Below are 22,144 nucleotides of genomic sequence, written 5' to 3'. Positions count from 1 at the left end.
TGTAGGAGCAAACCCAGAGTCAGGCCAGGCTTTTGCTGACCACCTCAAACACATCGCTCGAAAGTTGACCCGAAGCGCGAATCCGCTCCAGCTCACCTTTCATCAACGCCTGACGCGCGTCGTCGTATTTGCGCCAGCGAGTCAGCGGCGCCAGCTGCCGGGAAGCAATCTGCGGGTTGAACCCGTTCAACTCAATCACCAGATCCGCCAGGAACCGATAACCCGAACCATCCGCCGCATGGAAGTTGATCAGGTTCTGCCCGGCAAACGCGCCGACCAGCGCCCGCACCTTGTTCGGGTTCTTGATATTGAATGCCGGATGCTGCATCAACGCCTTGACCCGCTCCAGACCACCGGGCAATACACTGCCCGCCTGGACGCTGAACCACTGATCCATGACCAGCGGATTATCCTTGAAGTGCTCGGCAAAACTCGCCAGTGCCGTGGCCTTCTCTTCTTCGAACGGCGAATTCACCAATACCGCCAACGCCGTCAGGCGCTCGGTCATGTTGTCGCTGGTTTCGAACTGCTCAAGCGTCGCCGCCAACACTTCCGGCTTACCGATGAGCATCAGGTACGACAGCGCAATGTTCTGCAACGCGCGACGAGCGAAGTGCTCGGCCTCGGCTACATACGGGGTTTTCTTCGACAGATCGCGATTGGCCTGATAACGCAGCCACAACGCCTCGAACAAACCTTCTGCCAATTGCTTGCGAGCAAACTCGCGTGCGATGTGAATGGCGTCAACGTCAGCCACTTCGCTGATCTCGGTCAGATACGCCTCGCCCGGCAGCGAAAGCATTTCCGCGACCATGGCCTGATCCAGCGTCTCGTCCGACAACACGGTGCGCAAGGCAGAAATCAGGCGCTGATCCAGCACCAGCTTCTCGCCTTTTTGCTGCTGAGCAATCAGCTCTTGCAGCACCTGAACCGACAATTGCTGACCCGCATCCCAACGGTTGAAGCCGTCGCTGTCGTGCTGCATCAGGAACATCAGCTGATCGCGGTTGTACGGGAAGCTCAGTTTCACCGGCGCCGAGAAGCCGCGCAGCAACGAAGGCAATGGCTGTTCCGCGATGTCGATGAAGGTGAATGTCTGCTCGGCTTCGGTCACCGAAATGACCCGTGAGGTGCCCTGAGCGCTGGCTTCACCGGAAAGACGCAACGCAATGGCCGCACCTTTGGAGTCCAGCAGGCCCAATTCGACCGGGATCACGAACGGCAACTTCTCAACCTTGTCCGGGGTTGCCGGGCAGCTTTGACGGAACGTCAGGCTGTAGGTTTTCGCCACCGCGTCGTAGGACTCGCTGACTGCCAAACGCGGCGTGCCGGCCTGGCTGTACCAGCGCTTGAACTGGGTCAGGTCGACACCGTTGGCGTCTTCCATGGTCTTGATGAAGTCGTCGCAAGTCACGGCCTGGCCGTCATGGCGATCGAAGTACAGGTCGCTGCCTTTGCGGAAGCCTTCGGCGCCGAGCAAGGTATGGATCATGCCGACCACTTCCGAACCCTTTTCGTACACGGTCAGGGTGTAGAAGTTGGAAATCTCGATAAAGCTGTCCGGGCGCACGGCGTGAGCCATGGGACCTGCGTCTTCGGCGAACTGGTGGGTGCGCAGGTACGCCACGTCCTGGATACGCTTGACCGTGGCCGAGTTCATGTCGGCGGAGAAGCCCGAATCGCGGAACACGGTGAAGCCTTCCTTGAGCGACAACTGGAACCAGTCGCGGCAGGTCACGCGGTTGCCCGACCAGTTGTGGAAGTATTCGTGGGCAACAATCGCCTCGACCCGCTGGTGCGCGGCGTCGGTCGCAGTTTCGGCGCGGGCCAGCACGGCGCTCGAGTTGAAGATGTTGAGGCCCTTGTTCTCCATGGCGCCCATGTTGAAGTCGTTGACCGCGACGATCATGAAGATGTCCAGGTCATACTCGCGACCGTAGACCTCTTCGTCCCAGCGCATCGACTTCTTCAGGCTGTTCATGGCGTGCTGGCACTTGTCGATGTTTTCCGGCTCGACATAAATGCGCAGCGCTACAGCGCGATCGGTCATGGTGGTGAAGGTGTCTTCGACGCACCACAAATCACCGGCCACCAGCGCAAACAGGTAGGCCGGTTTCTTGAACGGATCTTCCCAGGTCGCCCAGTGCCGGCCGTCTTCGCCCGGACCGCTGGCAATCGGATTGCCGTTGGACAGCAGCACCGGATAGCTGTGCTGCTCGGCAACCACCGTGGTGGTGAACGTGCTCATCACGTCCGGGCGATCGAGGTAATAGGTGATCTTGCGGAAGCCTTCGGCCTCGCACTGGGTGCAGAACATCGTGCCGGACTTGTACAGACCTTCCAGCGCGGTGTTGGTTTCCGGGTGGATCTTGACGCTGGTGTCGACCGTGAAGGTGGTGCTGGTCGGGTGCAGGGTCAGGTGATTCTCGGTCAACTGGTAGTCAGCGGCATTCAGCTCACGGTCGGCCAGTGTGACCGACAGCAATTCAAGCTGCTGGCCATCCAGCACCAGCGGCGGCAGGCCCGGGCCACGTTCAGGATTGCGGCGCATCACCAGTTGCGCATGGACCAGGCTGTGGTCCTCGTACAACTCGAAGGTCAGGTGCGTCTCGTCGATCAGGTACTCGGGCGCCTGATAGTCCTTCAGGTAGATCATCTTCGGTTGTTCGGTGCGCATGCTGGAGTCCTTACTGATGCACGGCGAGCTGGTAGGCCGTGTATTTACGAATATTGATCACGCCAGTGTCGAAGATCAGGTATTGCCCTTTGATCCCTAGCAGCGTGCCTTCGGCAATCGGGTTCTTGTCCAGGTTGAAGCTGACAATCTTCGCCGGGTATTGCTCGATCGGATATCGGATTTCGAGCGGTTCGACATCGGCAATAGTCTGGATCGCCTGTAGGCCGAATCGTTCCTGCAAACTTTGCAATCCTTCGGCGCAACTGTCGAATAGCTGATCACGAACCTGCGCCAGGTCAACCGACACCGCATCGCCCTTGAGTAATGCACGCCAGTTGGTCTTGTCCGCCACCTGACTGCGGAACAGGTCTTCGACGAAGCCCGACTGCTGACGGGTCGAGACACGCATGATCGGCAAGGCCTGACGGGCGCCCTGATCGATCCAACGGGTCGGCAGCTGGGTGGCGCGGGTAATCCCGACCTTCACCCCCGAGGAATTGGACAGATACACAATGTGATCCGTCATGCAGAACTTCTCGCCCCACTCCGGCTCACGGCAAGTGCCAGCGTCGTAGTGGCAACGCTCCGGGCTCATGATGCAGATATCGCACTGGGCCAGTTTGGTCATGCACGGGTAGCAGTAACCCTGACTGAAACTGGTTTTGGTCTTGCGTCCACAATGGGTGCAGTGAATCGCTCCCAGGTATTCCAGGCGCACCGTGGTCCCGATCAAAGGGTTGACCGGCACCTCGACGTCGTCCAGACGAAACGCGTACTGCACGTTCGGCCCGTCAAGGCGCGCCGACATTTTGCTGATTGCACCGCGGCCAATCTCGATCAATGGACGGCATCCGATTTGAACAGGATATTCGGCACTTCGATCGACTTGGAGCTGCACTCCTGCACGCCCATGTAACCGGTGCGCTGGTCTTCGGGCAGGTTCTGGATTTCCCAGGCGATCATCGCTTGCAGCGACAGTTCGCGTTGTTCGGCGGTGAGTTTGCCACCGTCGGACCATTTACCGATTTCCACCGCCAGTTTCAGGCTCTGGTAGATATCAGGGGTGATGTTGTTGATCATTTCGTTAAAAGAGGACATCAAGGGCTCCGCGCTCTTTAATACATAACTGTTTTAGGCGGCCAGTTTACGGCGGTTGTACAAACCACCCAACAAACCGGTCAAGCATCCGACGAGCAACCCGCCGACGTGGGCCGCATTGGCAATTTCACCGAAGCCGATCATCGAGACCAGCCCGGACAGGCACAGCAATAGCCACACCAGCATCATCACCAGCACGCCGCGCGGCAGGCGATAAGCAGGGTTTGGCGACAACAGCTGAAAGATCCAGCAATGCCCGAGCAGGCCGTACAGCACGCCGGACAACCCACCAAATAGTGTCGGACCACTGAAAACAAACTGGGCGTAGTTCGAGACCAGGCCGAACAGCAACGTCAGGCCGATCAGGTTGATACTGCCCTGGCGCGACTCGATGCGCCGCCCCAGCTCCCAATACCACATGCCGTTCATGGCCAGGTGCAGGATGCCGAAGTGGATCAGCATCGGTGTCACCAGACGCCACCACTGCCCCGCTGCCAGACTGTCGGCCAAGGGCACGAAGTGGATGTACTCGCCGACAATGCGGAAATCGAGGAAGGTCAGCCAGCGCATCGTGTCGAGGTTTTCGCCCAACAGCGTCACCGCGCCGACAAGCAGGCTCAGCAGCAACACGAACGCTGTCGCCTTGGCGTGGCGCAGTTGCTCAACGAAACCTGGGCGCTTTATGGTTTGCGCCACCGGAATGTCCAGCTGCTGATCGGGATCACCGGCCGGGAAGCGTTCGTACAACGTGCGCACATCTTCGCTGATGTTGGCCGGCACCCACAGCACTTGCTCACCCGCCTCTTCGCTGACCCGATGCGGCACCTGCATGCGCTGCAACAGTTTGACGAACCCGCTCAAGTCCACCGCCAACGGCAGCCGTAATACGGCAACGGCACTCATCGCAACACCTCCGGCCGCTCGACATCAACCCAGACAAATTTATGCGGATCGAGGCGGGTTTCCTGGTCCAGACGGTAGGCGACCAGTTTGCCGTAGAGCACCGCGCTGTAATCCAGGCAGGCCAGGTTCGGCCGGATCGGCACCGGTTTGCCGCTGCGCCAGTAATGGCCCACGAACAACAATGGCTCGTCGACGCCATAGCGCAGCAAGGTGTTTTTTTCGGTGGACGACAGCGGCGTCCGGGCCACGGGTTCGGGCAAGGCGTCGGGCTGGAACACGATGTCTCCGTAGGTTTGCGGGTCGTCTTCCCAGAACTTGGTGCGGAAGAACGAACGCGTCAGGCCATCGCCACTGGTCATTGTCAGACCATGAGGCAAGCGCATGTCAGTGCCGCGCAGCAGGCGGTCGAACACAGTGCAGGCGAAACTGCCCGGTACGGCCGAGGCCTGGAGGAAATGTTCATCGACGCAACCGTTAGGGAATAGCGCGCGCAATGGTTCGATCAACCCCGCGTCCCAGCAGGCATGCACCACCCGGAAACGCCCGGCATCGACGAACAATGGCATCTCATAGAACCATTGCAGGAAGTCATGCCAGTCAGCCGGATGGTCTTCGAATTGGGTCAGGGTTTCGTTCAGCAAACGGGCATGGCGCGGGGTGTGTTCACGCACGAACTGCTTGCCGCTGCCCGGAGGCGCCGGTGTGCTCCAGCCGAGGGCGTTGAATTCATGGTTGCCCATGATGCACAGCGCCTGGCCGGCTTCGACCATGTCGTGAACGATGTGCAGCGCTTCGCGAATCCGCGGGCCGCGGTCGATGATGTCGCCGACGAACACCGCCATACGCGACGGATGCCGCCAGACGCCACCTTGTTTTTGATAACCGAGCCGGTCGAGCAAGTGCTCAAGGGTCAGAGCGCAACCGTGCACGTCACCGATCAGGTCGTAGCTTCGCGCGGGATCGAGCATCAGTCGCCTCCACCACCCAACTTGCTGCCCCAGCCGAGTTTGGTCCGGCAGACTTCATAGTAGTTGTGGTCGAGCGGGTGAATCAGCCGCAGCTTCTGGGCTTTCTTGCTGATCGTGATGGTGTCACCCGGTGCGCAGGTGAAATGGTTCTGCCCGTCACAGGAGACTTGCGGGTAAATCTGCATATCTTTGGACACGACGATTTTCAGCTCACTGTTGCCATCGACCACAATCGGCCTGCCCGACAAGGTATGGGGGTACATCGGCACAATCACAATAGCGTCGAGCTTGGGATGCATGATCGGCCCGCCCGCCGACAGCGCGTAGGCGGTCGAACCGGTGGGCGTGGCGACGATCAGGCCGTCGGCCTTCTGGCTGCAGACGAACTGGCCGTCGATGTACAGTTCAAACTCGATCATCCGCGTCGACTTGCCGGGGTGCAGCACCACGTCGTTCAGCGCGTCGCCCTGACCAATGGCCTCGGCGTGACGACGAACTTCGGCTTGCAGCAGGAAGCGGTTTTCCACCAGATAGTGGCCGTCGAGCACTTCGGCGACTTTGACTTCCAGCTCATCGGGGCGAATATCGGTCAGGAAGCCCAGGCTGCCACGGTTGATGCCGAGCACCGGAATATTGTGTCGGGCCAGTGCCCGCGCGGCGCCCAACAGGCTGCCGTCACCACCGACCACAATCACCATGTCACATACTTCACCGAGCATCTTGCGCGACGAGGTTTGCAGGCCATGACCCGGCAGCACTTCGGCGATGGTGTCTTCGAGGATCACGTGCAGGTGACGATCGAGCAGAAACCGTTTCAGTCGGCGAACGGTATCCAGCACCTGAGAACTGCCCAGGCGACCGATGATGCCGATATTACGAAATTGCTCCATGGGGCTCCTAATGAAGGGCAGCGGCGGCGAAAAACACGATTATGGGCGAAAGCGCGGGATAGACAAAATCCTTTCAGCCACAACGGTGTACTCACGATTGAGGCTATGCTCGCAAGATGATCCTATTTCCCGATTTGCTGCAGTTACCCCACCAGTTGCGCCACCCCGAAGTGCGCGACCTGGCTTGGGTCATCCTCGCGCCGCCGATGCTTGGCGTCACGACGTGGCCGCAGCGACACCCGCTGACCGGCAGTGATTGGGTACAAGCGCCGGAGCGGCTGGAACAGTGGCTGCGGCAACTGGATCGAGACAGTTATGACTTGCTGCACTGGCTGGCGCAGGCCAGAACCCGGCGACTGGGCTTGTACTACGAACGCCTCTGGCAATACGCCGTGCGGCACGCGCCGGGTATCGACCTGATTGCCGCCAACATGCCGATCCGCCGCGAAGGCCACACGCTGGGCGAACTGGACATGCTGCTGCGCGATCGTGACGGCGTGCATCATCTGGAACTGGCGATCAAACTTTACCTTGGCCCGCAAAATGGCGACGGACACGACACGGCGCAGTGGCTCGGCCCCGGCTGCCATGATCGGCTGGACCGCAAACTGGCCCATCTGACTCAGCATCAATTACCGATTTCGGCGCGCCCGGAGAGCCGCGAAGTATTGGCGGCGCTGGATATCCAGCAGTTCAGTGCACATTTGTGGCTGGGCGGCTATTTGCTGTATCCGTGGCCAGGACCGGCCGAGCCACCGAATGGTGCACATCCCCAGCATTTACGCGGTAGCTGGCTGCATCAGAAGGACTGGGCAGATTTTGTCGTGCAACGCCCGTTCGGTCGCTGGCAACCCCTGCCCCGCCATGCCTGGCTGGCGCCGGCGCACTATCCGGTGGAGCAGACCTGGAGCATTGAACAGCTGAATGCCTGGCTCAGCGATCTGGAGCCACTGGCCCCGGCGCAGTTGCTGGTGCGACTCACAGAAAACGCCCAGGGCGATTGGGAAGAAGCCGAGCGACTGTTTCTGGTGGCGGATCTTTGGCCGAATGTGCCGGGTAATGGCTGAGTTTTGTAGCGTCTGGGCCAGCTCGGTTCAGATAGATAGCCTTAATGCCAAAGCCGCCAACGTCACCAACAATACCGGCACCGTCAGCACAATCCCGACCTTGAAGTAATACCCCCAGCCGATCCGAATGCTCTTGCGCTCCAGCACATGTAACCACAGCAACGTCGCCAGGCTGCCGATCGGCGTAATCTTCGGCCCCAGGTCGCTGCCGATGACGTTGGCGTAGATCATCGCCTCCTTCACCACCCCGGTCGCCTGGCTGGCATCGATCGACAGCAAACCGATCAGCACCGTCGGCAGATTGTTCATCATCGACGACAGCAGCGCCGTCAGCACGCCCGTGCCCATCGCCGCGCCCCACACGCCGTAACCGGCAAAACCATCCAGCCATCCGGCCAGATACCCCGTGAGCCCGGCGTTGCGCAGGCCATAGACCACCAGGTACATGCCCAGCGAGAAAATCACGATATGCCACGGCGCTTCCTTGATGACTTTGCGCGTGGAAATCTTGTGACCACGGGCGGCGATGGCCAGCAGCAACGCCGCGCACACCGCAGAAATGGCACTGATCGGAATCCCCAGCGGTTCCAGCGCGAAGCAGCCGAGCAACAGAATCACCAACACGGCCCAACCGGCATAAAAAGTGGCGTTGTCGTGGATCGCTGAAGCCGGATGCGCCAGTTGCTCGGGGTCGTAATCCTTGGGGATGTCACGACGGAAGAACCACATCAGCATCGCCAGCGTGGCGGCGACGCTGACGAAGTTGACCGGAATCATGACTGCCGCATAACGGTTGAAACTGATATTGAAGAAGTCCGCTGAAACAATGTTCACCAGGTTCGACACCACCAACGGCAGACTCGCCGTGTCAGCGATGAAACCGGCGCCCATGACGAACGCCAGTGTCGCCGCCGGGGAAAAGCGCAACGCCAGCAGCATGGAAATCACGATGGGTGTGAGAATCAGCGCTGCCCCGTCATTGGCAAACAACGCCGACACCAACGCCCCGAGCAGCACCATATAAGCAAACAGCTTGCGTCCGCTGCCCCGCCCCCATCGGGCCACATGCAACGCCGCCCAGGCGAAAAAACCCGCCTCGTCCAGCAGCAGACTGATGACAATCAGCGCGACAAAGGTCCCGGTGGCGTTCCAGATAATCTGCCACACCAGCGGGATGTCGCTCAGATGAACGACCCCGAAAATCAGCGCAAGTACCGCGCCGAATACCGCACTCCAGCCGACGCCAAGGCCTTTTGGCTGCCAGATCACCAAGGTGATGGTCAGCAGGAAAATCAACGATGCGATCAGCATGCAGTGCAGCCTTGTCGGAAAAACAAACCGCGATTCAGCCGCAATGCACAAGCGGAGTAAAGCCCAAACTTGCTCCTCTCCCCCTAAACGCACCGCAATCAACGTAGCAGCTGTCGAGCCCGCGAGGCTGCGTTCGGCGACGCAGTCGTCGTAAACCCTGCGAACGCGGTATTTCTGGGACACCACGGTGCCTGATTTCACGACGACTGCGTCGCCGAACGCAGCCTCGCGGGCTCGACAGCTGCTACGACAGATCGGTGTGCTATAGCCGGATCACATGGCCCTCCACCGGTGCGATCTGGCCGTGGAACAGCCGGGAAATCACGCTCTGCGCGGCTTCATAGCCTTTGTCCTCGACCACTTCGAGCAACGGATTTTCAGCCGTCGTCAACTGCCGGTAGAAACGCTGCAAACCCTCACCAATATGCTGGCTGACTCCTTCCGCCCCCCACTCGGCATTGCGCTTGCGGATCTGGATCGGCGCAAAAAAGAACACCGGTTGCGGCCCCTCGATGGCCGTCAATCTAGCCTCATCGGTGCTTTGCGCAGAACCGGCGAAACAGCTGTAAACCAACTGCCCGGTAAAATGCTGGTGGACCTGATCACGTAAATCCAGGTCGCCGGAAAAATCTACGTACAACGTAGGGCGGTCATTGGCCAGGCTCGCCAGTTCTGCGTAGGCCACCGTTCGCTCGTAACAACCGAGTTTCTCGACAAACGCCTTGTTGCCGGCGGAGGTCAGCGCCACCCGCTCCAGGTCAGGGTGGTTTTCCAGGCACACAGCCGTGCCGTAGGCGGTTTTGCTCGAAGCGCTGGAGAACACCAGTCGAGTTGCGCCGAAGAACTGATTGTCCTGCAGGAAATCCGCCAGCATCGACGAGGTCAGGAACAGCGGCTTGAGCAAAATCTGCAGGTTTTCGGTTTCAGGGCTGTAGTACGAATCCCAGCTGCAACGGGTGTATTGGTTGTAAGCCGACGTCAGTGCCTGCCGATGCTCGGCGGCGTCATAGAAACCACGCTCAGTGACCCGTTCCGGGCGCATCCACAGATGGCTGGCAATCGGAAAATACCCGTAGAAGCGCTCCCCGACATTGATACCGGCCACATCAGACGCCACGACATCGGCAAAACCCCACGCCGGGATGTGACCCCATTCCGCCAACCCTGTAGGAAAGAATTCCCAGTAGTTCATCGAATCGCCATAAGCGGCGTAGGTAATGTTATTGGTGGTCAACGCGCACCGGTCGATCTTGAAAATCACCTCCCCGTCAGCCGGAATCAGGCTACGTTGCTCCTGCTCGATTCGACTCTGGTCGAGGGCGTTTTTGCGGGTGATCAGCCGTGTTACCGTGCTCGGACTTTGCATCTTTCAGACTCCTGCTGCGAGTGAGTGGCGGGTAGCACCAGAGTAGTGGCAGCCGATGAAGAGCGGGTTCGGAAACTCCAAGGGCATCGCGCCCACCCTCAATCCCCGCGCAAAGCCGCTGAAACGACCGAGTCAGGCCCGGGCAGTTTTCACCGTGGAAGCCATTTATGAGGCGTTTGTTCGGATTTGGCGGCGCGATGGCTGGTCGGGTTTGACCACGCGCGCGGTCGCACTGGAAGCAGGCGTCGCCATTGGCACGCTGTACGACTATTTCCCGAGCAAGGAAGCCTTGCTGTCAGGTTACGTCCGACATTGCCTGGAGCACCTGTTGCAGCAGGTGGATGAACAGGTCGTACAGCCCACGGATCTGGATTGGCAGACCCGGACCAACCGTCTGATACGCCTGACCTGTGACCCGGTCGAGGCCAGGCAACCGTTGTTCGACTATGAACTGATGACCCTCGAACACCAGATCGCCGAACCCAAACACCATCGGCGAGTGTTCCAGGAGCTGTCGCAGAAGTGGCGCGAAGCCTTCGCAGCCTGTACCGACTTGCCCGTATGCCCTTCAGAAACAACCATTGATGCCTGGCTGATCACGGCTTGGGGCGGTCGCCGTTATTGCGTCACCGCACAACCTGCGGCGGCGCAAACCGCCGCATGGCTGCTGGAGATCGAATCGATGATCTGTGGCCGGCTCCGTGGCTAAAAGAGCGTCATTGCTTTTTATGCTGCTCGACCCACTGCCCATAGGCATTGATGAATTTTTGCAAAAACGGTTTGAGCGCCTCGGACAGGTTACCCGCCTCGTCGAACGCTGAACCGGCGCCGCTCAAGTAGGCTTCCGGTTGCTGCATGCACGGCACATCCAGAAACACCATGGACTGGCGCAGGTGATGGTTGGCGCCAAAACCACCGATAGCGCCCGGCGAAGCACTGATCACCGCTCCGGGCTTGCCGCTCCAGGCACTCTTGCCATAGGGACGCGAACCCACATCGATCGCGTTCTTCATCGGCGCAGGCACCGAACGGTTGTATTCGGGGGTGACGAACAGCACCGCGTCGGATGAGCTCACTTGTTGCCGGAAAGTGCTGTAGGCTGCGGGCGGTGTAGCACCATCGATGTCCTCGTTGTAGAGCGGCAGATCGCCGATTTCGACGATAGCCAGTTTGAGATTGGCAGGCGCCAGCTCGGCCAGGGCCAGCGCCACCTTGCGATTGATCGATTCCTTTCTCAAGCTGCCGACCAGTACAGCGATCTTATAGACGTTGCTCATGGAAGATTCTCGACTGTCCGATGGAAAGAGCTTGTAGTTATAGATGACGATTCAACCAGTGGGCGACTGAAAACGCCGTCCCTGACTATTTTTTTCCCGTAGGAAAACTTACCTCGCCCAACCACGGTCTACAGAGCCGCAAATTGAGTGATTTATCCCCAGAGGTTCTAAGCAGATGGCAGCAGTACTCGTCGGTCAGTTCCATGCAAGAGACGCGGAAGGCCGCGTTTATTCCGTGCATGAGTTCCAGGAATCCACCCCGTCGGCAGACGGCCTCACTGGCTCGGTGCCTGTCACCACTTATAAGCTGGCCATTGGCGATCGCGTTAAAAAACTCGATGACAACCAGTTTTTGCTGGTGCAATCGGACGTCACTATCGTGCGCGAGCCCGACACCTATGTCGGCAGCCGGCCGGAAACCAACGTCGCTTCATAACCCCGTGTTATGAGCAGAAGTCATATGCGCGCACTTGAGTTAGGATTCAGCCACTGACTCCCTCACCTGCTGAACATGGACTTCACGCATGCGTTTACGTCATATCGAAGTGATCCAGGCGCTCCTGCAGACCGGTCACCTGGGCACCGCCGCCGAATGGCTGCAGTTGCCTGTGGCCGAAGTCGAAGGGATTCTGCGCGACGCCGAGGATCAGTTGGGTTTCATGCTGTTTTCCAGCGTGCGTGGACGCTTGCAGGCTACGCGCGAGGCGCGGGAGTTGCAGGTCCAGATCGCCCACGTCTATGAAGCGCTCGAGCCGGTCCAGCGCCTGGCCAACAGCCTCAAGCAATATCAGGCTCCGCCCTTGCGGATTGTCTGCACGCCGCCCCTGGCACAGCAGCTATTGCCACAGAGCATTGCCGCCCTGCGCCGACGTCTTCCTGACGCGCCTTGCACCCTTCTGAGTCAACCTACCCGCGAGATCGTCAGAAACCTGCTGCTGCGTGAAAGCGATCTGGGCGTGAGCCTGCATGACCCCGATCACGCCGACGTTCATTGCCAGGTGATTGCCCAAGGCAAACTACAGCTGCTGGCACCCCACGGCTGGTTGCAACCCAAACAAAAGTACATTTCGCTGCAGGACCTGGCCGGCCAATCGATGGTGGGCCTGGAAGGTCACGATCCGCTGAGCCCGGCGCTGGAAAACAAACTGCATGCCCTGCGCCCTGCCCCGGTCATTCAGACACGGGTACAGACTCATCAAATGATGCGCAGCATGGTCGAGGCCGGTGAAGGCCTGGCCATCGTCGACCCTTTCACCGCCCTCGGGGCCAAATCGGCCGGACTGGATGCCTGCCCGCTGGCGCCGGCCGTGCCGATCAGCCTTTATGCCTTGACCCTCAAGAATGGCGAGCCATCGCCAGCGGTTCAGGCATTGCTGGGCATCATCACGGAACAAGCCGTGGCGATGTTGGCGAACTAACCGGGGTTTCCAGCGGGTTATCGAACAATCGATACCAGAACAGCGCCACTTCGGCGGTGTTCGGATCGATCCCGCGATAACGCAGATGATCGATTCCGCCCAGGACGTAACCGCTGCGCTCATAGAGCCGGCAGCCACCCAGGTTGTTGTTCTGGGTTTCGAGCATGATGCCCGGCAGTTTCTTTTTGCGGCTCCAGAACTGCGCCACATCCAGCAACGCCTTGGCCACGCCATGACGGCGCGCCGGCGCATGCACCGCCAACTCGTCGATATGGGCAAAGCCGTTCCAGTTGGTGCTGACCACCAGGTGACCCACCGGCTCATCATCGAGATAAGCCATGAAAATCGCGCTGTCAGCGGCATCGCGGAAACTGCTGAACTCTTCGGGATCAATGCCGTAGCACTTGCGATAGGGCGTGATCGGCGTCACCGGCCATTGCTCCACCGGTTTGCCGATTTCGGCTGCGCCGTAGGCCGCGACTTCAAAACTGAAATCACTGCCCCAGATATAGGCTGCAAAACCATCGTCGGCAACGCGCACCGACAGCCCTGGGTATTTCGGATTCATGATCGGTTGCATACTGGGAAAGGTCCTCATTCCTTGATGCAATCAACGGTGTAATGCCGTCCATTGCCCTCGTCTTCGTGTTGCAATCCGTGCACATCAGCGACAAACCCCGGGAAGCTGCTATCGAACGTGCGCGCAAATGCCAGGTAATCGATGATCGAGCGCGTCGACTCGGTAAAGCGCTCGCCGGGCATGATCAACGGAATCCCCGGCGGGTACGGCACCAGCATCACCGCGGCGATCCGCCCATCCAGAGCATCGATCGACACCGCTTCAACCTCGCCACGCACTAATTGATCATAGGCGTCAGACGGCTTCATGGCGATTTCCGGCAGCACTGTGTACATGCGCTTGAGGTGTTTGGCCGTGGCATTGCTGCGATAGCAGGCGTGCAGTTGATCGCACAGATCGCGCAACCCCATGCCCTGATAGCGCGTGACATTCTCTTGCGCCACGCACGGCAGGCAAGTCGCGAGGCTGACATTGGCATCGTAGCTGCGCTTGAACTCCAGCAACTCGGTCAGCAGCGTGCTCCATTTGCCCTTGGTGATGCCCATGGAGAACAGCACCAGGAACGAATACAGCCCGGTCTTTTCAACGACCAGCCCACGCTCCCAAAGGAATTTACTGACCACCGCCGCCGGAATCCCGCGCTCGCTGAGGGCGCCGCCTGCCGTCAGGCCCGGCATCACCAACGTGACCTTGATCGGATCAAGCAGCACGTAGTCGTCGGTCACGCCGCCAAAGCCGTGCCAGTCGGCGTCGGGTTGCAGCAGCCAGTCTTGCGTGACAACACGATCGATGCCTTCCACCGACGGCGGCTGCCAGATGGAAAACCACCAATCGTCAGCGGCGATGTGCTGGCGCAAATTGGCCAGCGCCCGGCGGAAACTCAGCGCTTCGTCGAACATTTCCTGCAACAGCGAACGCCCGGCTGGGCCTTCCATCATGGCCGACGCCACATCCAGCGAAGCGATGATGCTGTACTGCGGCGAGGTGGAGATGTGCATCATGAACGCTTCATTGAAGCGATCCCGATCCAGCTGCCGCGCGCCGCCGTCCTGGACGTGAATCATCGACGCCTGGCTGAACGCCGCCAGCAGTTTGTGGGTGGAATGGGTGGTGAACACCAGCGGGCCGTCTTCACTGCGGGAAGTGCCCATGCCGTAACGCCCGGCGAAGAACTCGTGAAACGCCGCGTAGGCGTACCAGGCCTCATCGAAGTGCAAGACCTCGACGCTGTTGCCCAACTGCTGCTTGATCAGCTCAGCGTTGTAGCAGAGGCCGTCGTACGTCGAATTGGTCACCACCGCCAACTTGACTTTGGGCACCCGGCCCTTGGTCAGCGGGCTGGCGTCGATCTTGGCCTGAATCGATTCGCGGCTGAATTCGCTCAATGGAATCGGGCCGATGATCCCCAGCTCATTACGCTCCGGGCACAGGTACAGCGGAATGGCGCCGGTCATGATGATCGAATGCAATACCGATTTGTGGCAGTTGCGATCCACCAACACCAAGTCATCGCGAGCGACCATCGAATGCCAGACGATTTTGTTGGCGGTCGAGGTGCCATTGATCACGAAGAAGGTGTGATCGGCGCCGAAATTGCGGGCAGCACGAGACTCGGCTTCTGCCAGCGGACCGGTGTGATCGAGCAAAGAGCCGAGTTCCGGCACCGACACCGACAAATCGGAACGCAGGGTATTTTCCCCGAAGAACTGGTGAAACGCCTGACCCACCGGGCTCTTGTGGTACGCCACGCCGCCGCCATGGCCGGGTGTGTGCCAGGAATAATTGGAGTCGGCCGTGTGCTGCACCAGCGCTTTGAAAAACGGCGGCAGCAAACCATCCAGATATTTGCGTGCCGCTCGGGCGACCTGCCTGGCCAGAAAAGGCACGGTGTCTTCGAACAGATAAAGTATCCCGCGCAGCTGATTGAGTTCAGCCATGGCGTCGGCGGGAGCGTTCTCCAGGGTCACCTGCTCGCCCAGTGCGAAGATCGGCAAGTCAGGCGCACGCACCCGCGCCAGGCCAATCAGCTCGGCCATGTTGTGCAATAGATGAGAGTGAGTGCTGGCGTCTTCGGCCGCAATCAACATGCAGGAAAGACCGTGATGGGTCGAGGCAACCAGACGCCCTTCGGTGTAATCCACCGCCGAGACAATGCTGAAGCCTTCTTGCTCCAGCTCCCGGGCGATACCACGCACGCGATCACCGGCGACGGTGTCGGCCTTGATGTCGCGATGGACGATCAGGACCGGGAATTTCAAATCTTTATACATGGGGCTCAGTGTCCTGAGGCGGCAGACCGTGGTCCGCCAATCACCTCAGGGTAGAGGGTTCGGGCGCATGTGGCGAGTGCGGTGCCCCGAAGGGGGTCATCAGGCGCACCATTGTGTGGCGAAAAAATCAGGCTTGAGCCTTGGCCTCGGCCAGTTGCTGCCAGAGCGATGGGGCGCCGGCGGATTTGGCGATGGTTTCCAGGCGTGCCACGTGTTGGGCCAGGTCATCTTCGCTGGCACGGATAATCCGCGTCGGCTGACGATCGGCCGGCAGACGGCGGATCTCGGTGGCGGAATTGTCCGCGCCTTCCCCTGAACCGTTGCCGTCGGAGGCATTACCGGCCAGGGACAGGCTGGTCTGGCCGCCCGTCATGGTCAGGTAAACGTCGGCGAGGATCTCGGAGTCGAGCAAGGCGCCGTGCAGTTCACGACCGGAGTTGTCGACCCCATAGCGTTTGCACAATGCGTCGAGGCTGTTGCGCTGCCCCGGGTGACGTTCCCGGGCCATCATCAGGGTATCGAGGATCGAGCAGTGCTGCGTGATGTCCGCACGATCGTGCTGGCCCATCAAGGCGAATTCGTTGTTGATGAAGCCAACGTCGAACGCCGCGTTATGGATGATCAGCTGCGCGCCCTTGATGAATTCGAAGAATTCATCGGCCACTTCAGTGAAGCGCGGCTTGCCAACCAGAAATTCGTTGGTGATGCCGTGGACGCCAATGGCGCCTTCATCACTCTCGCGGTCCGGTTGCAGGTAAACGTGGAAATGCCGGCCCGTCAGGCGCCGACCGATCAACTCGACACAACCGATTTCGATAATCCGGTGGCCGTCGGTCACCGGCATGCCAGTGGTTTCGGTATCGAGTACAACGGATCTGGTGGCCATCAGTGCTCAGCTCTCAACGGGTCAATCGTGCAAAAGCGGCGATCTTAACACGCTCGCCGGGGTCTTTCGGGTGCGTGTTGCACCCACTCACGGCGCATAGGTAATGCCGGCGCTGATCGTTCCCACGCTCTGCGTGGGAATGCAGCCCGGGACGCTCTGCGTCCCCTTGGAACGCGGAGCGTCCCTAGAGGCATTCCCACGCGGAGCATCACTAGTGTCCGGTAAAAACCGAAGGGGGAGCTTGCTCCCCCTTGCTGTGCCTGCTTCGTAAGCAATAATCAGGTTTTCAGACTTGATTTTCGCCCATGTTCAGCAGCACTCGATTTGCGCAAATGCTTCAAGCCCTTCCTCATCAGCTCTTCAAAGCCGCCGTCAAACGCTGTGGCGCTGATCGTTACGCCAAACAATTCACGTCCTGGGATCTGCTCGTCACGCTGATTTACGGTCAGCTGACGCAAGCCAAAAGCTTGCGTACGTTGGCGACAGCCTCGCAGTCGCTGCAACCCCATCGCCACCACCTCAACGCCAAGAACATGGTGCGTTCGACCCTTTGTGATGCGTTGAACAAGCGCAGCTCAGAGCCGTTTCGGCTGGCCTGTGAGCACTTGCTTCAAGGCATTGGCCGCAAGCAGCGCAAGTCGCTCGAAGCCATGATCACCCTGATCGATTCGACCTCGATCAGCCTGCGCGGACCCGGTTTTGACGAATGGACCACCGCGACGAAAACCCGCATAACCCAAGGCTTGAAGGTACATGTGGCCATCGATCCACAGCAAACAGCCCCGACTTACGTAAACATCACCGCCGCCAACGTCAACGATCTGAGCGATGCCCTGACCATGCCGCTTGAAGCAGGTATGACGTACGTTTTCGACAAGGGTTACTGCGACTACAACTGGTGGCACCAGATTGATCAGATGGGTTCTTTCTTCGTCACCCGACTGAAGAAAAACGCCAATCTAAAGCCGGTAGAAAATTTGAGGGAAAAGGATGCACCCGAATTCATTGAGGCGGACGAATCGGTATTGTTCGGGAAGAAATACCTGAACACTCGACGTCCGAATCTCTACCAAAATCAGGCTGTGCGTCGGGTTCAGATCCGCCGAGAGGACCACGAAACGCCATTGATTCTGGTCACCAACGACTTCTCTCGCTCAGCGGAGGAGATCGCCGATCTGTACAAACAACGTTGGCAGATCGAACTGTTTTTTAAGTGGATCAAGCAAAACCTCAAGCTCAAACGGTATTTCGGCTTCTCTGAAAATGCCGTTCGTTTGCAGATCTACAGCGCCTTGATTACCTATCTTTTGCTGCATCTTTATCAGCGCCGTTCAGGTTGCTCGGGATCTATTTCAGACTTTGCCATTCGGCTAACCCACAGCTTGTTCGAACGCCCATTAAGCATTGAACACCTTGAACAGCGAAGGCAAAAGCGAACAAAGCTGAAGGCTGCCCAAGGCAGCCTTCAGCTTTGAAAAGGTTTTACCGGACACTAGTGACGCGGAGCATGGGAACGATCAGTGTGAGGTTTAAGCCTGCTTGTAGCCGCGCACTTCATCCACGCCACGGTTGGCCAACTGGTCGGCGCGTTCGTTGCCATGGTGACCGATATGGCCACGCACCCATTTCCAGGTGACGTTGTGGCGATTGACCTGCTCATCCAGCAACTTCCACAAATCAGCGTTTTTCACCGGTTCTTTCGCGGCGGTTTTCCAGCCGCGCTTCTTCCAGTTGTCCATCCACTCGTTGATGCCTTTCATCACGTACTGCGAGTCGGTGACCAGCAGCACGTCGCAGGAGCGCTTGAGTTCTTCAAGGCCACGGATCGCACCCATCAGCTCCATGCGGTTGTTGGTGGTGTTGGCTTCGCCGCCCCACAGTTCTTTTTCAATGCCCTTGCACACCAGCAACGCGCCCCAGCCGCCAGGGCCAGGGTTGCCTTTACAGGCGCCGTCAGTGAAGAGTTCTACGCTATCGCTCATGCCAATCTATCCAGAAAATGCGGTGGCTCGCCGATCGGTGATCGACGATGCCCGAGGCCGGGGCAAACCCGGCCGGGAAAATAAAAAGTGTATTACGGATCAATGCGGCGACGATTGACCTTGGCCATCGGCAATGGAATCAGCTTGCCCATCGGTTCGCGCCGCTCCTGACGGACGGGCCGCAGGCCCACCACGATCTTGCGCGCCACCAATAAATAGAAGCCGCCACCCGACAGTTGCCAGTCACCGGCCTTGCGCTCCCAACCGGCCAGACGAGCCTGCCAGGCGGGTGACGCAAGCGGCGGACGATAGCATCCGAAGCGGCGTTTCTCCAGCGCGAAGCCCAGCAGGTTCAACCAGTCACCGACTCGCGATGGGGAGATGCAGCGAGCCTTGCGCAAGGCGTCATGAGCAAAAACGTGACGCAAGCCCCAGGTACTCCAGGGGTTGATCCCGACGATCAGCAGATGCCCGCCGGGCCGCACGCTGCTCGCCGCTTCGCGCAGCAGGCCGTGGGGCGACAGGCAGAAATCCAGCCCATGCTGCAACACCACCACGTCGGCGGCATGCTCGCTCAAAGGCCACGCCTGCTCTTCGCAGACGATCTCGACACCCGGCAATGGCGCGCCGAGCCGCACATTGCGCTGGACTTGCGGCGCCGACGGCGGCGTTTGGGCCGACGGACCGTAATGCACCAGGTAGCCACCGAAGAACCGTCCCAACTCGTCTTCGAGCATGCGACGTTCTTCGTCCAGCAGAAATTGCCCGATGGGGCCGGACAGCCATTCTCGGGCCGCGCTGATCAATGTCAGCCATTCAGGATCAGCCTGAGCGAACGCTTTATCGGTCATTGCATTCTCCAACGCGCCAGGAAGTTCTAAGATGCGCCATTGTTTTCCGCTTGGCGAATCCGACGATGATACAGATCAGTGCCCTGCCCGCCTTTACCGACAACTACATCTGGTTGTTACAAGACCACCGCACCCAGCGCTGCGCGGTGGTTGATCCGGGCGATGCCGCGCCAGTGCAGGCCTGGCTCGTAGCGCATCCGGGTTGGGTGTTGAGTGATATTTTGATCACTCACCACCATCATGACCACGTCGGCGGCGTCGAGCAGCTGAAAAAAGCGACAGACGCGACAGTCTACGGTCCGGCCAGCGAAACCATCCCGGTCCGGGACGTGGCGCTCAAGGACAACGACCGCGTCAGCGTGCTGGGCTGGGACTTCGATGTCTTTGCCGTCCCCGGCCATACCCTGGGGCATATCGCCTATTACCATCATGGTTTACTGTTCTGCGGTGACACCCTGTTCGCTGCCGGTTGCGGACGCTTGTTCGAAGGCACGCCGAAGCAAATGCATACCTCCCTGACGCGCCTCGCCGCGCTGCCTGAAGATACGCTGGTCTACTGCACTCACGAATACACTTTGAGCAACCTGAAGTTTGCCGCAGCGGTCGAACCAGGCAATCCGGACACTGCCGCACGTCTGGAAAAAGTCACCGCACAACGTGAAGCCGGAATCATGACGCTGCCCTCTACTCTGGCGCTTGAAAAGCTTACCAACCCGTTTTTGCGTGTCGACGAAACATCCGTTAAAGAAAAAATGGACGAACGGAATGGAACCCAAAACCGGGCTCCGAGTGCGGTCTTTGCTGCTCTGCGTGCTTGGAAAGATAAGTTCTAAGTAGCCATCACGTTGGTACAAAAATTCTGAATGGTTGACCGCAGGGGGTACGCTTTCTAGAATCGCCCGACATTTTTGCCCGGAACTTACTTCCAGCCAATGTCGTCATCTATTCGTAAAGCCATCAATTCAGACGCATTGACCCGCTTGGCTCAAGCCATTGCGGTGGCTGTGTCCGCCACTTTGGCGGGCTGTTCAAGCCATGTGCCGCAGACCGAAGCGACACACACTCCGAATATCGCCGCCCGAGCCAAGCAGAAACCTATCTGGCTCAGCGAAAAACCGACTCCGCAAATTCCACAAGACGTCTGGGAACGCATGCGTCAGGGCTTTCAGCTGCAGGACAACCTAGGCGTCAACCCGCGCATCGAGCAACAGCGCCTGTGGTTCGCCAGCAACCCGTCCTTCCTCGAAAACGCCGGCGAACGCGGCAGCCTCTACATTCACTACATCGTCGAACGCCTTGAAGAACGCAACATGCCGCTGGAACTGGCGCTGCTGCCGGTGATTGAAAGCGCCTACAACCCGATGGCCTATTCCCGGGCCGACGCGGTTGGCTTGTGGCAATTCATCCCTTCCACCGGGCGTTACTTCAACCTGCGTCAAACCCGTTTCTATGATGGCCGTCGCGATATCACCGCCTCGACCACCGCGGCCATGGATTACCTGACCCGCCTGCATGACATGTTCAACGGCGACTGGCTGCTGGCCCTGGCGGCCTACAACGCCGGCGAAGGCACGGTCAGCCGGGCCATCGAGCGCAACGAAAAGCTCGGTTTGCCGACCGATTACTGGAACCTGCCGCTGCCGGCCGAAACCCAGGCCTACGTGCCAAAGCTGCTGGCCCTGTCGCAAGTGGTGCTGGCACCTGAAGCCTACGGCGTGAACCTGAACCCGATCGCCAACGAACCGTACTTCCAGGTCGTCGAAATCAACCAGCGCATGGACCTGTCCAAGGTCGCCGCGGTGGCTAACATCGACGAAGACGAACTGTTCCAGCTCAACCCGGCCTTCAAGCAGCGCACCACCATCGATGGCCCCCAGCATTTGCTGGTGCCAACGTCCAAGGCGCAACTGCTGACGGCCAGCCTGTCGACCATGCGTCCTGAAGAGTTGATCAGCAAGAAGCCGCTCAAGCCGGTATTCGAAGGCTCGGACGACTCCGAACTCGCCAGTCTCAAACGCGTTTACCGCGTTAAACGCGGGGACAACCTGGCCGCCATCGCCAAGGCCAACAAGGTCGACGTCAAGGACCTGCAACGCTGGAACAAGCTGACCGGCAAGAATCTCAAGGCCGGCCAGGCGCTGGTCATGCAGGACGCCACCAAGCGCAGCAGCGGTCGCGTCAACACCGTCGTTGCGGCGAACAGCAAAACCAACAGCAAAGCAGTCAAGGAAAAGCCGCAGACCCAATACAAGGTCCAGCAAGGCGACTCGCTGTACATGGTGGCCAAGCGTTTCAACGTTGAGATGCAGCACCTCAAGCGCTGGAACCCACGTGTTGGCCAGGCGCTGAAGCCTGGTCAGATGTTGACGGTGGCTTCCCCGCACTAAAATGAGCCCCTGATTTCAGGGGCTTTTTTTGACCCAAGGTTTTACCCAAACCCCTGTAGCAGCTGGCGAAGCCTGCGTTCGACTGCGAAGCAGTCGCAAAACCTGAGTTCGCGGACTTCCTCAAATACCGCATCGTCTGAATTAACGACTGCTGCGCAGCCGAACGCAGGCTTCGCCAGCTGCTACAGGGAGTCCTCCGGCACAATGACGAGC

The 22,144-nt window shown here is 59.3% G+C and carries 21 protein-coding genes; 7 read left to right on the top strand and 14 right to left on the bottom strand.

Annotated elements, in window-relative coordinates; translation table 11 throughout:
* Positions 1-19 precede the first annotated feature (19 nt).
* From pepN to ACMXYI_RS20480, 6 genes are read right to left on the bottom strand one after another with little or no spacing between them, the layout of a single operon-like run.
* Entirely contained in the window at positions 20-2,677 is a 2,658-nt protein-coding gene (gene pepN / locus ACMXYI_RS20505; protein WP_415768803.1) for an aminopeptidase N, read from the bottom strand.
* 10 nt (positions 2,678-2,687) lie between these two features.
* Positions 2,688-3,518, bottom strand: coding sequence for a DUF2797 domain-containing protein (locus ACMXYI_RS20500; protein WP_415768802.1), 831 nt, complete (start codon positions 3,516-3,518; stop codon positions 2,688-2,690).
* The gene (locus ACMXYI_RS20495; protein WP_415768801.1) at positions 3,515-3,775 is read right to left on the bottom strand and encodes a YeaC family protein; all 261 of its coding nucleotides are present in this window, start codon (positions 3,773-3,775) and stop codon (positions 3,515-3,517) included. The genes ACMXYI_RS20500 and ACMXYI_RS20495 overlap by 4 nt, the downstream gene beginning before the upstream one ends.
* A 33-nt stretch (positions 3,776-3,808) precedes the next feature.
* Positions 3,809-4,678 carry a rhomboid family intramembrane serine protease gene (locus tag ACMXYI_RS20490; protein ID WP_415768800.1) on the bottom strand — a complete coding sequence of 290 codons (870 nt, stop codon included), beginning with the start codon at positions 4,676-4,678 and terminating at the stop codon, positions 3,809-3,811.
* On the bottom strand, positions 4,675-5,649 hold the full coding sequence (locus ACMXYI_RS20485; protein WP_415773937.1) for a metallophosphoesterase: 975 nt from the start codon (positions 5,647-5,649) through the stop codon (positions 4,675-4,677). Before ACMXYI_RS20485 ends, ACMXYI_RS20490 begins: the two co-directional genes overlap by 4 nt.
* Positions 5,646-6,536, bottom strand: coding sequence for an NAD(+) kinase (locus tag ACMXYI_RS20480; RefSeq protein WP_007906781.1), 891 nt, complete (start codon positions 6,534-6,536; stop codon positions 5,646-5,648). Before ACMXYI_RS20480 ends, ACMXYI_RS20485 begins: the two co-directional genes overlap by 4 nt.
* A gap of 116 nt (positions 6,537-6,652) precedes the next feature.
* On the opposite strand from ACMXYI_RS20480, the gene ACMXYI_RS20475 reads away from it, so the two are divergent.
* Positions 6,653-7,603 carry a DUF1853 family protein gene (locus ACMXYI_RS20475; protein ID WP_415768799.1) on the top strand — a complete coding sequence of 317 codons (951 nt, stop codon included), beginning with the start codon at positions 6,653-6,655 and terminating at the stop codon, positions 7,601-7,603.
* A gap of 27 nt (positions 7,604-7,630) precedes the next feature.
* On the opposite strand, the gene ACMXYI_RS20470 is transcribed toward ACMXYI_RS20475, so the two are convergent.
* On the bottom strand, positions 7,631-8,914 hold the full coding sequence (locus ACMXYI_RS20470) for an arsenic transporter (protein ID WP_415768798.1): 1,284 nt from the start codon (positions 8,912-8,914) through the stop codon (positions 7,631-7,633).
* A gap of 262 nt (positions 8,915-9,176) precedes the next feature.
* A complete protein-coding gene (locus ACMXYI_RS20465) occupies positions 9,177-10,280 on the bottom strand; it encodes a DUF2855 family protein (RefSeq protein ID WP_415768797.1) in 1,104 nt (367 codons plus the stop codon).
* 55 nt (positions 10,281-10,335) lie between these two features.
* Between ACMXYI_RS20465 and ACMXYI_RS20460 the strand changes: the two genes are divergently transcribed.
* Entirely contained in the window at positions 10,336-10,989 is a 654-nt protein-coding gene (locus tag ACMXYI_RS20460) for a TetR/AcrR family transcriptional regulator (RefSeq protein ID WP_415768796.1), read from the top strand.
* Positions 10,990-10,996: 7 nt separating this feature from the next.
* Here ACMXYI_RS20460 and ACMXYI_RS20455 read toward each other — a convergent pair whose 3' ends face one another.
* The gene (locus ACMXYI_RS20455) at positions 10,997-11,557 is read right to left on the bottom strand and encodes an NADPH-dependent FMN reductase (RefSeq protein ID WP_415768795.1); all 561 of its coding nucleotides are present in this window, start codon (positions 11,555-11,557) and stop codon (positions 10,997-10,999) included.
* Positions 11,558-11,732: 175 nt separating this feature from the next.
* Here ACMXYI_RS20455 and ACMXYI_RS20450 point away from each other — a divergent pair, with 175 nt between their 5' ends.
* Entirely contained in the window at positions 11,733-11,993 is a 261-nt protein-coding gene (locus ACMXYI_RS20450; RefSeq protein ID WP_046048837.1) for a hypothetical protein, read from the top strand.
* Positions 11,994-12,081: 88 nt separating this feature from the next.
* Positions 12,082-12,975, top strand: coding sequence for a LysR family transcriptional regulator (locus ACMXYI_RS20445; protein WP_415768794.1), 894 nt, complete (start codon positions 12,082-12,084; stop codon positions 12,973-12,975).
* Here ACMXYI_RS20445 and ACMXYI_RS20440 read toward each other — a convergent pair.
* From ACMXYI_RS20440 to dnaQ, 3 genes are all read right to left on the bottom strand, one after another.
* Positions 12,941-13,555: a GNAT family N-acetyltransferase gene (locus ACMXYI_RS20440; RefSeq protein ID WP_415768793.1), complete on the bottom strand. Its 615-nt coding sequence runs from the start codon at positions 13,553-13,555 to the stop codon at positions 12,941-12,943. The genes ACMXYI_RS20445 and ACMXYI_RS20440 overlap by 35 nt on opposite strands.
* A 14-nt stretch (positions 13,556-13,569) precedes the next feature.
* A complete protein-coding gene (locus ACMXYI_RS20435) occupies positions 13,570-15,825 on the bottom strand; it encodes an Orn/Lys/Arg decarboxylase N-terminal domain-containing protein (RefSeq protein ID WP_415768792.1) in 2,256 nt (751 codons plus the stop codon).
* Positions 15,826-15,952: 127 nt separating this feature from the next.
* Positions 15,953-16,711, bottom strand: coding sequence for a DNA polymerase III subunit epsilon (dnaQ, locus tag ACMXYI_RS20430; RefSeq protein WP_033054619.1), 759 nt, complete (start codon positions 16,709-16,711; stop codon positions 15,953-15,955).
* 305 nt (positions 16,712-17,016) lie between these two features.
* On the opposite strand from dnaQ, the gene ACMXYI_RS20425 reads away from it, so the two are divergent.
* The gene (locus tag ACMXYI_RS20425) at positions 17,017-18,186 is read left to right on the top strand and encodes an IS4 family transposase (protein ID WP_415768078.1); all 1,170 of its coding nucleotides are present in this window, start codon (positions 17,017-17,019) and stop codon (positions 18,184-18,186) included.
* 54 nt (positions 18,187-18,240) lie between these two features.
* On the opposite strand, the gene rnhA is transcribed toward ACMXYI_RS20425, so the two are convergent.
* On the bottom strand, positions 18,241-18,693 hold the full coding sequence (gene rnhA / locus ACMXYI_RS20420; protein ID WP_008152099.1) for a ribonuclease HI: 453 nt from the start codon (positions 18,691-18,693) through the stop codon (positions 18,241-18,243).
* Positions 18,694-18,785: 92 nt separating this feature from the next.
* Positions 18,786-19,544: a methyltransferase domain-containing protein gene (locus ACMXYI_RS20415; protein ID WP_008152097.1), complete on the bottom strand. Its 759-nt coding sequence runs from the start codon at positions 19,542-19,544 to the stop codon at positions 18,786-18,788.
* Between the two features lie 65 nt (positions 19,545-19,609).
* On the opposite strand from ACMXYI_RS20415, the gene gloB reads away from it, so the two are divergent.
* Both gloB and ACMXYI_RS20405 read left to right on the top strand, forming a co-directional pair.
* A complete protein-coding gene (gene gloB / locus ACMXYI_RS20410) occupies positions 19,610-20,377 on the top strand; it encodes a hydroxyacylglutathione hydrolase (protein WP_415768791.1) in 768 nt (255 codons plus the stop codon).
* A gap of 99 nt (positions 20,378-20,476) precedes the next feature.
* The gene (locus tag ACMXYI_RS20405) at positions 20,477-21,931 is read left to right on the top strand and encodes a transglycosylase SLT domain-containing protein (protein ID WP_415768790.1); all 1,455 of its coding nucleotides are present in this window, start codon (positions 20,477-20,479) and stop codon (positions 21,929-21,931) included.
* Positions 21,932-22,144: the final 213 nt, after the last annotated feature.

This window comes from Pseudomonas lyxosi, assembly GCF_047758685.1.
In the GTDB taxonomy this organism is placed as follows: Bacteria; Pseudomonadota; Gammaproteobacteria; order Pseudomonadales; family Pseudomonadaceae; genus Aquipseudomonas; species Aquipseudomonas lyxosi.
This window is presented reverse-complemented; position numbering and strand designations above follow the sequence as displayed.

What these genes read in the sequence shown, in the direction of transcription:
- ACMXYI_RS20480 (WP_007906781.1), bottom strand. Translation starts at nt 6,536, where the DNA reads ATGGAGCAATTTCGTAATATCGGCATCATCGGTCGCCTGGGCAGTTCT.
- rnhA (WP_008152099.1), bottom strand. Translation starts at nt 18,693, where the DNA reads ATGAGCGATAGCGTAGAACTCTTCACTGACGGCGCCTGTAAAGGCAAC.
- ACMXYI_RS20445 (WP_415768794.1), top strand. Translation starts at nt 12,082, where the DNA reads ATGCGTTTACGTCATATCGAAGTGATCCAGGCGCTCCTGCAGACCGGT.
- ACMXYI_RS20455 (WP_415768795.1), bottom strand. Translation starts at nt 11,557, where the DNA reads ATGAGCAACGTCTATAAGATCGCTGTACTGGTCGGCAGCTTGAGAAAG.
- ACMXYI_RS20460 (WP_415768796.1), top strand. Translation starts at nt 10,336, where the DNA reads ATGAAGAGCGGGTTCGGAAACTCCAAGGGCATCGCGCCCACCCTCAAT.
- ACMXYI_RS20435 (WP_415768792.1), bottom strand. Translation starts at nt 15,825, where the DNA reads ATGTATAAAGATTTGAAATTCCCGGTCCTGATCGTCCATCGCGACATC.
- ACMXYI_RS20405 (WP_415768790.1), top strand. Translation starts at nt 20,477, where the DNA reads ATGTCGTCATCTATTCGTAAAGCCATCAATTCAGACGCATTGACCCGC.
- ACMXYI_RS20495 (WP_415768801.1), bottom strand. Translation starts at nt 3,775, where the DNA reads ATGTCCTCTTTTAACGAAATGATCAACAACATCACCCCTGATATCTAC.
- ACMXYI_RS20425 (WP_415768078.1), top strand. Translation starts at nt 17,017, where the DNA reads ATGTTCAGCAGCACTCGATTTGCGCAAATGCTTCAAGCCCTTCCTCAT.
- dnaQ (WP_033054619.1), bottom strand. Translation starts at nt 16,711, where the DNA reads ATGGCCACCAGATCCGTTGTACTCGATACCGAAACCACTGGCATGCCG.
- ACMXYI_RS20450 (WP_046048837.1), top strand. Translation starts at nt 11,733, where the DNA reads ATGGCAGCAGTACTCGTCGGTCAGTTCCATGCAAGAGACGCGGAAGGC.
- pepN (WP_415768803.1), bottom strand. Translation starts at nt 2,677, where the DNA reads ATGCGCACCGAACAACCGAAGATGATCTACCTGAAGGACTATCAGGCG.
- ACMXYI_RS20475 (WP_415768799.1), top strand. Translation starts at nt 6,653, where the DNA reads ATGATCCTATTTCCCGATTTGCTGCAGTTACCCCACCAGTTGCGCCAC.
- ACMXYI_RS20440 (WP_415768793.1), bottom strand. Translation starts at nt 13,555, where the DNA reads ATGCAACCGATCATGAATCCGAAATACCCAGGGCTGTCGGTGCGCGTT.
- ACMXYI_RS20470 (WP_415768798.1), bottom strand. Translation starts at nt 8,914, where the DNA reads ATGCTGATCGCATCGTTGATTTTCCTGCTGACCATCACCTTGGTGATC.
- ACMXYI_RS20415 (WP_008152097.1), bottom strand. Translation starts at nt 19,544, where the DNA reads ATGACCGATAAAGCGTTCGCTCAGGCTGATCCTGAATGGCTGACATTG.
- ACMXYI_RS20490 (WP_415768800.1), bottom strand. Translation starts at nt 4,678, where the DNA reads ATGAGTGCCGTTGCCGTATTACGGCTGCCGTTGGCGGTGGACTTGAGC.
- ACMXYI_RS20465 (WP_415768797.1), bottom strand. Translation starts at nt 10,280, where the DNA reads ATGCAAAGTCCGAGCACGGTAACACGGCTGATCACCCGCAAAAACGCC.
- gloB (WP_415768791.1), top strand. Translation starts at nt 19,610, where the DNA reads ATGATACAGATCAGTGCCCTGCCCGCCTTTACCGACAACTACATCTGG.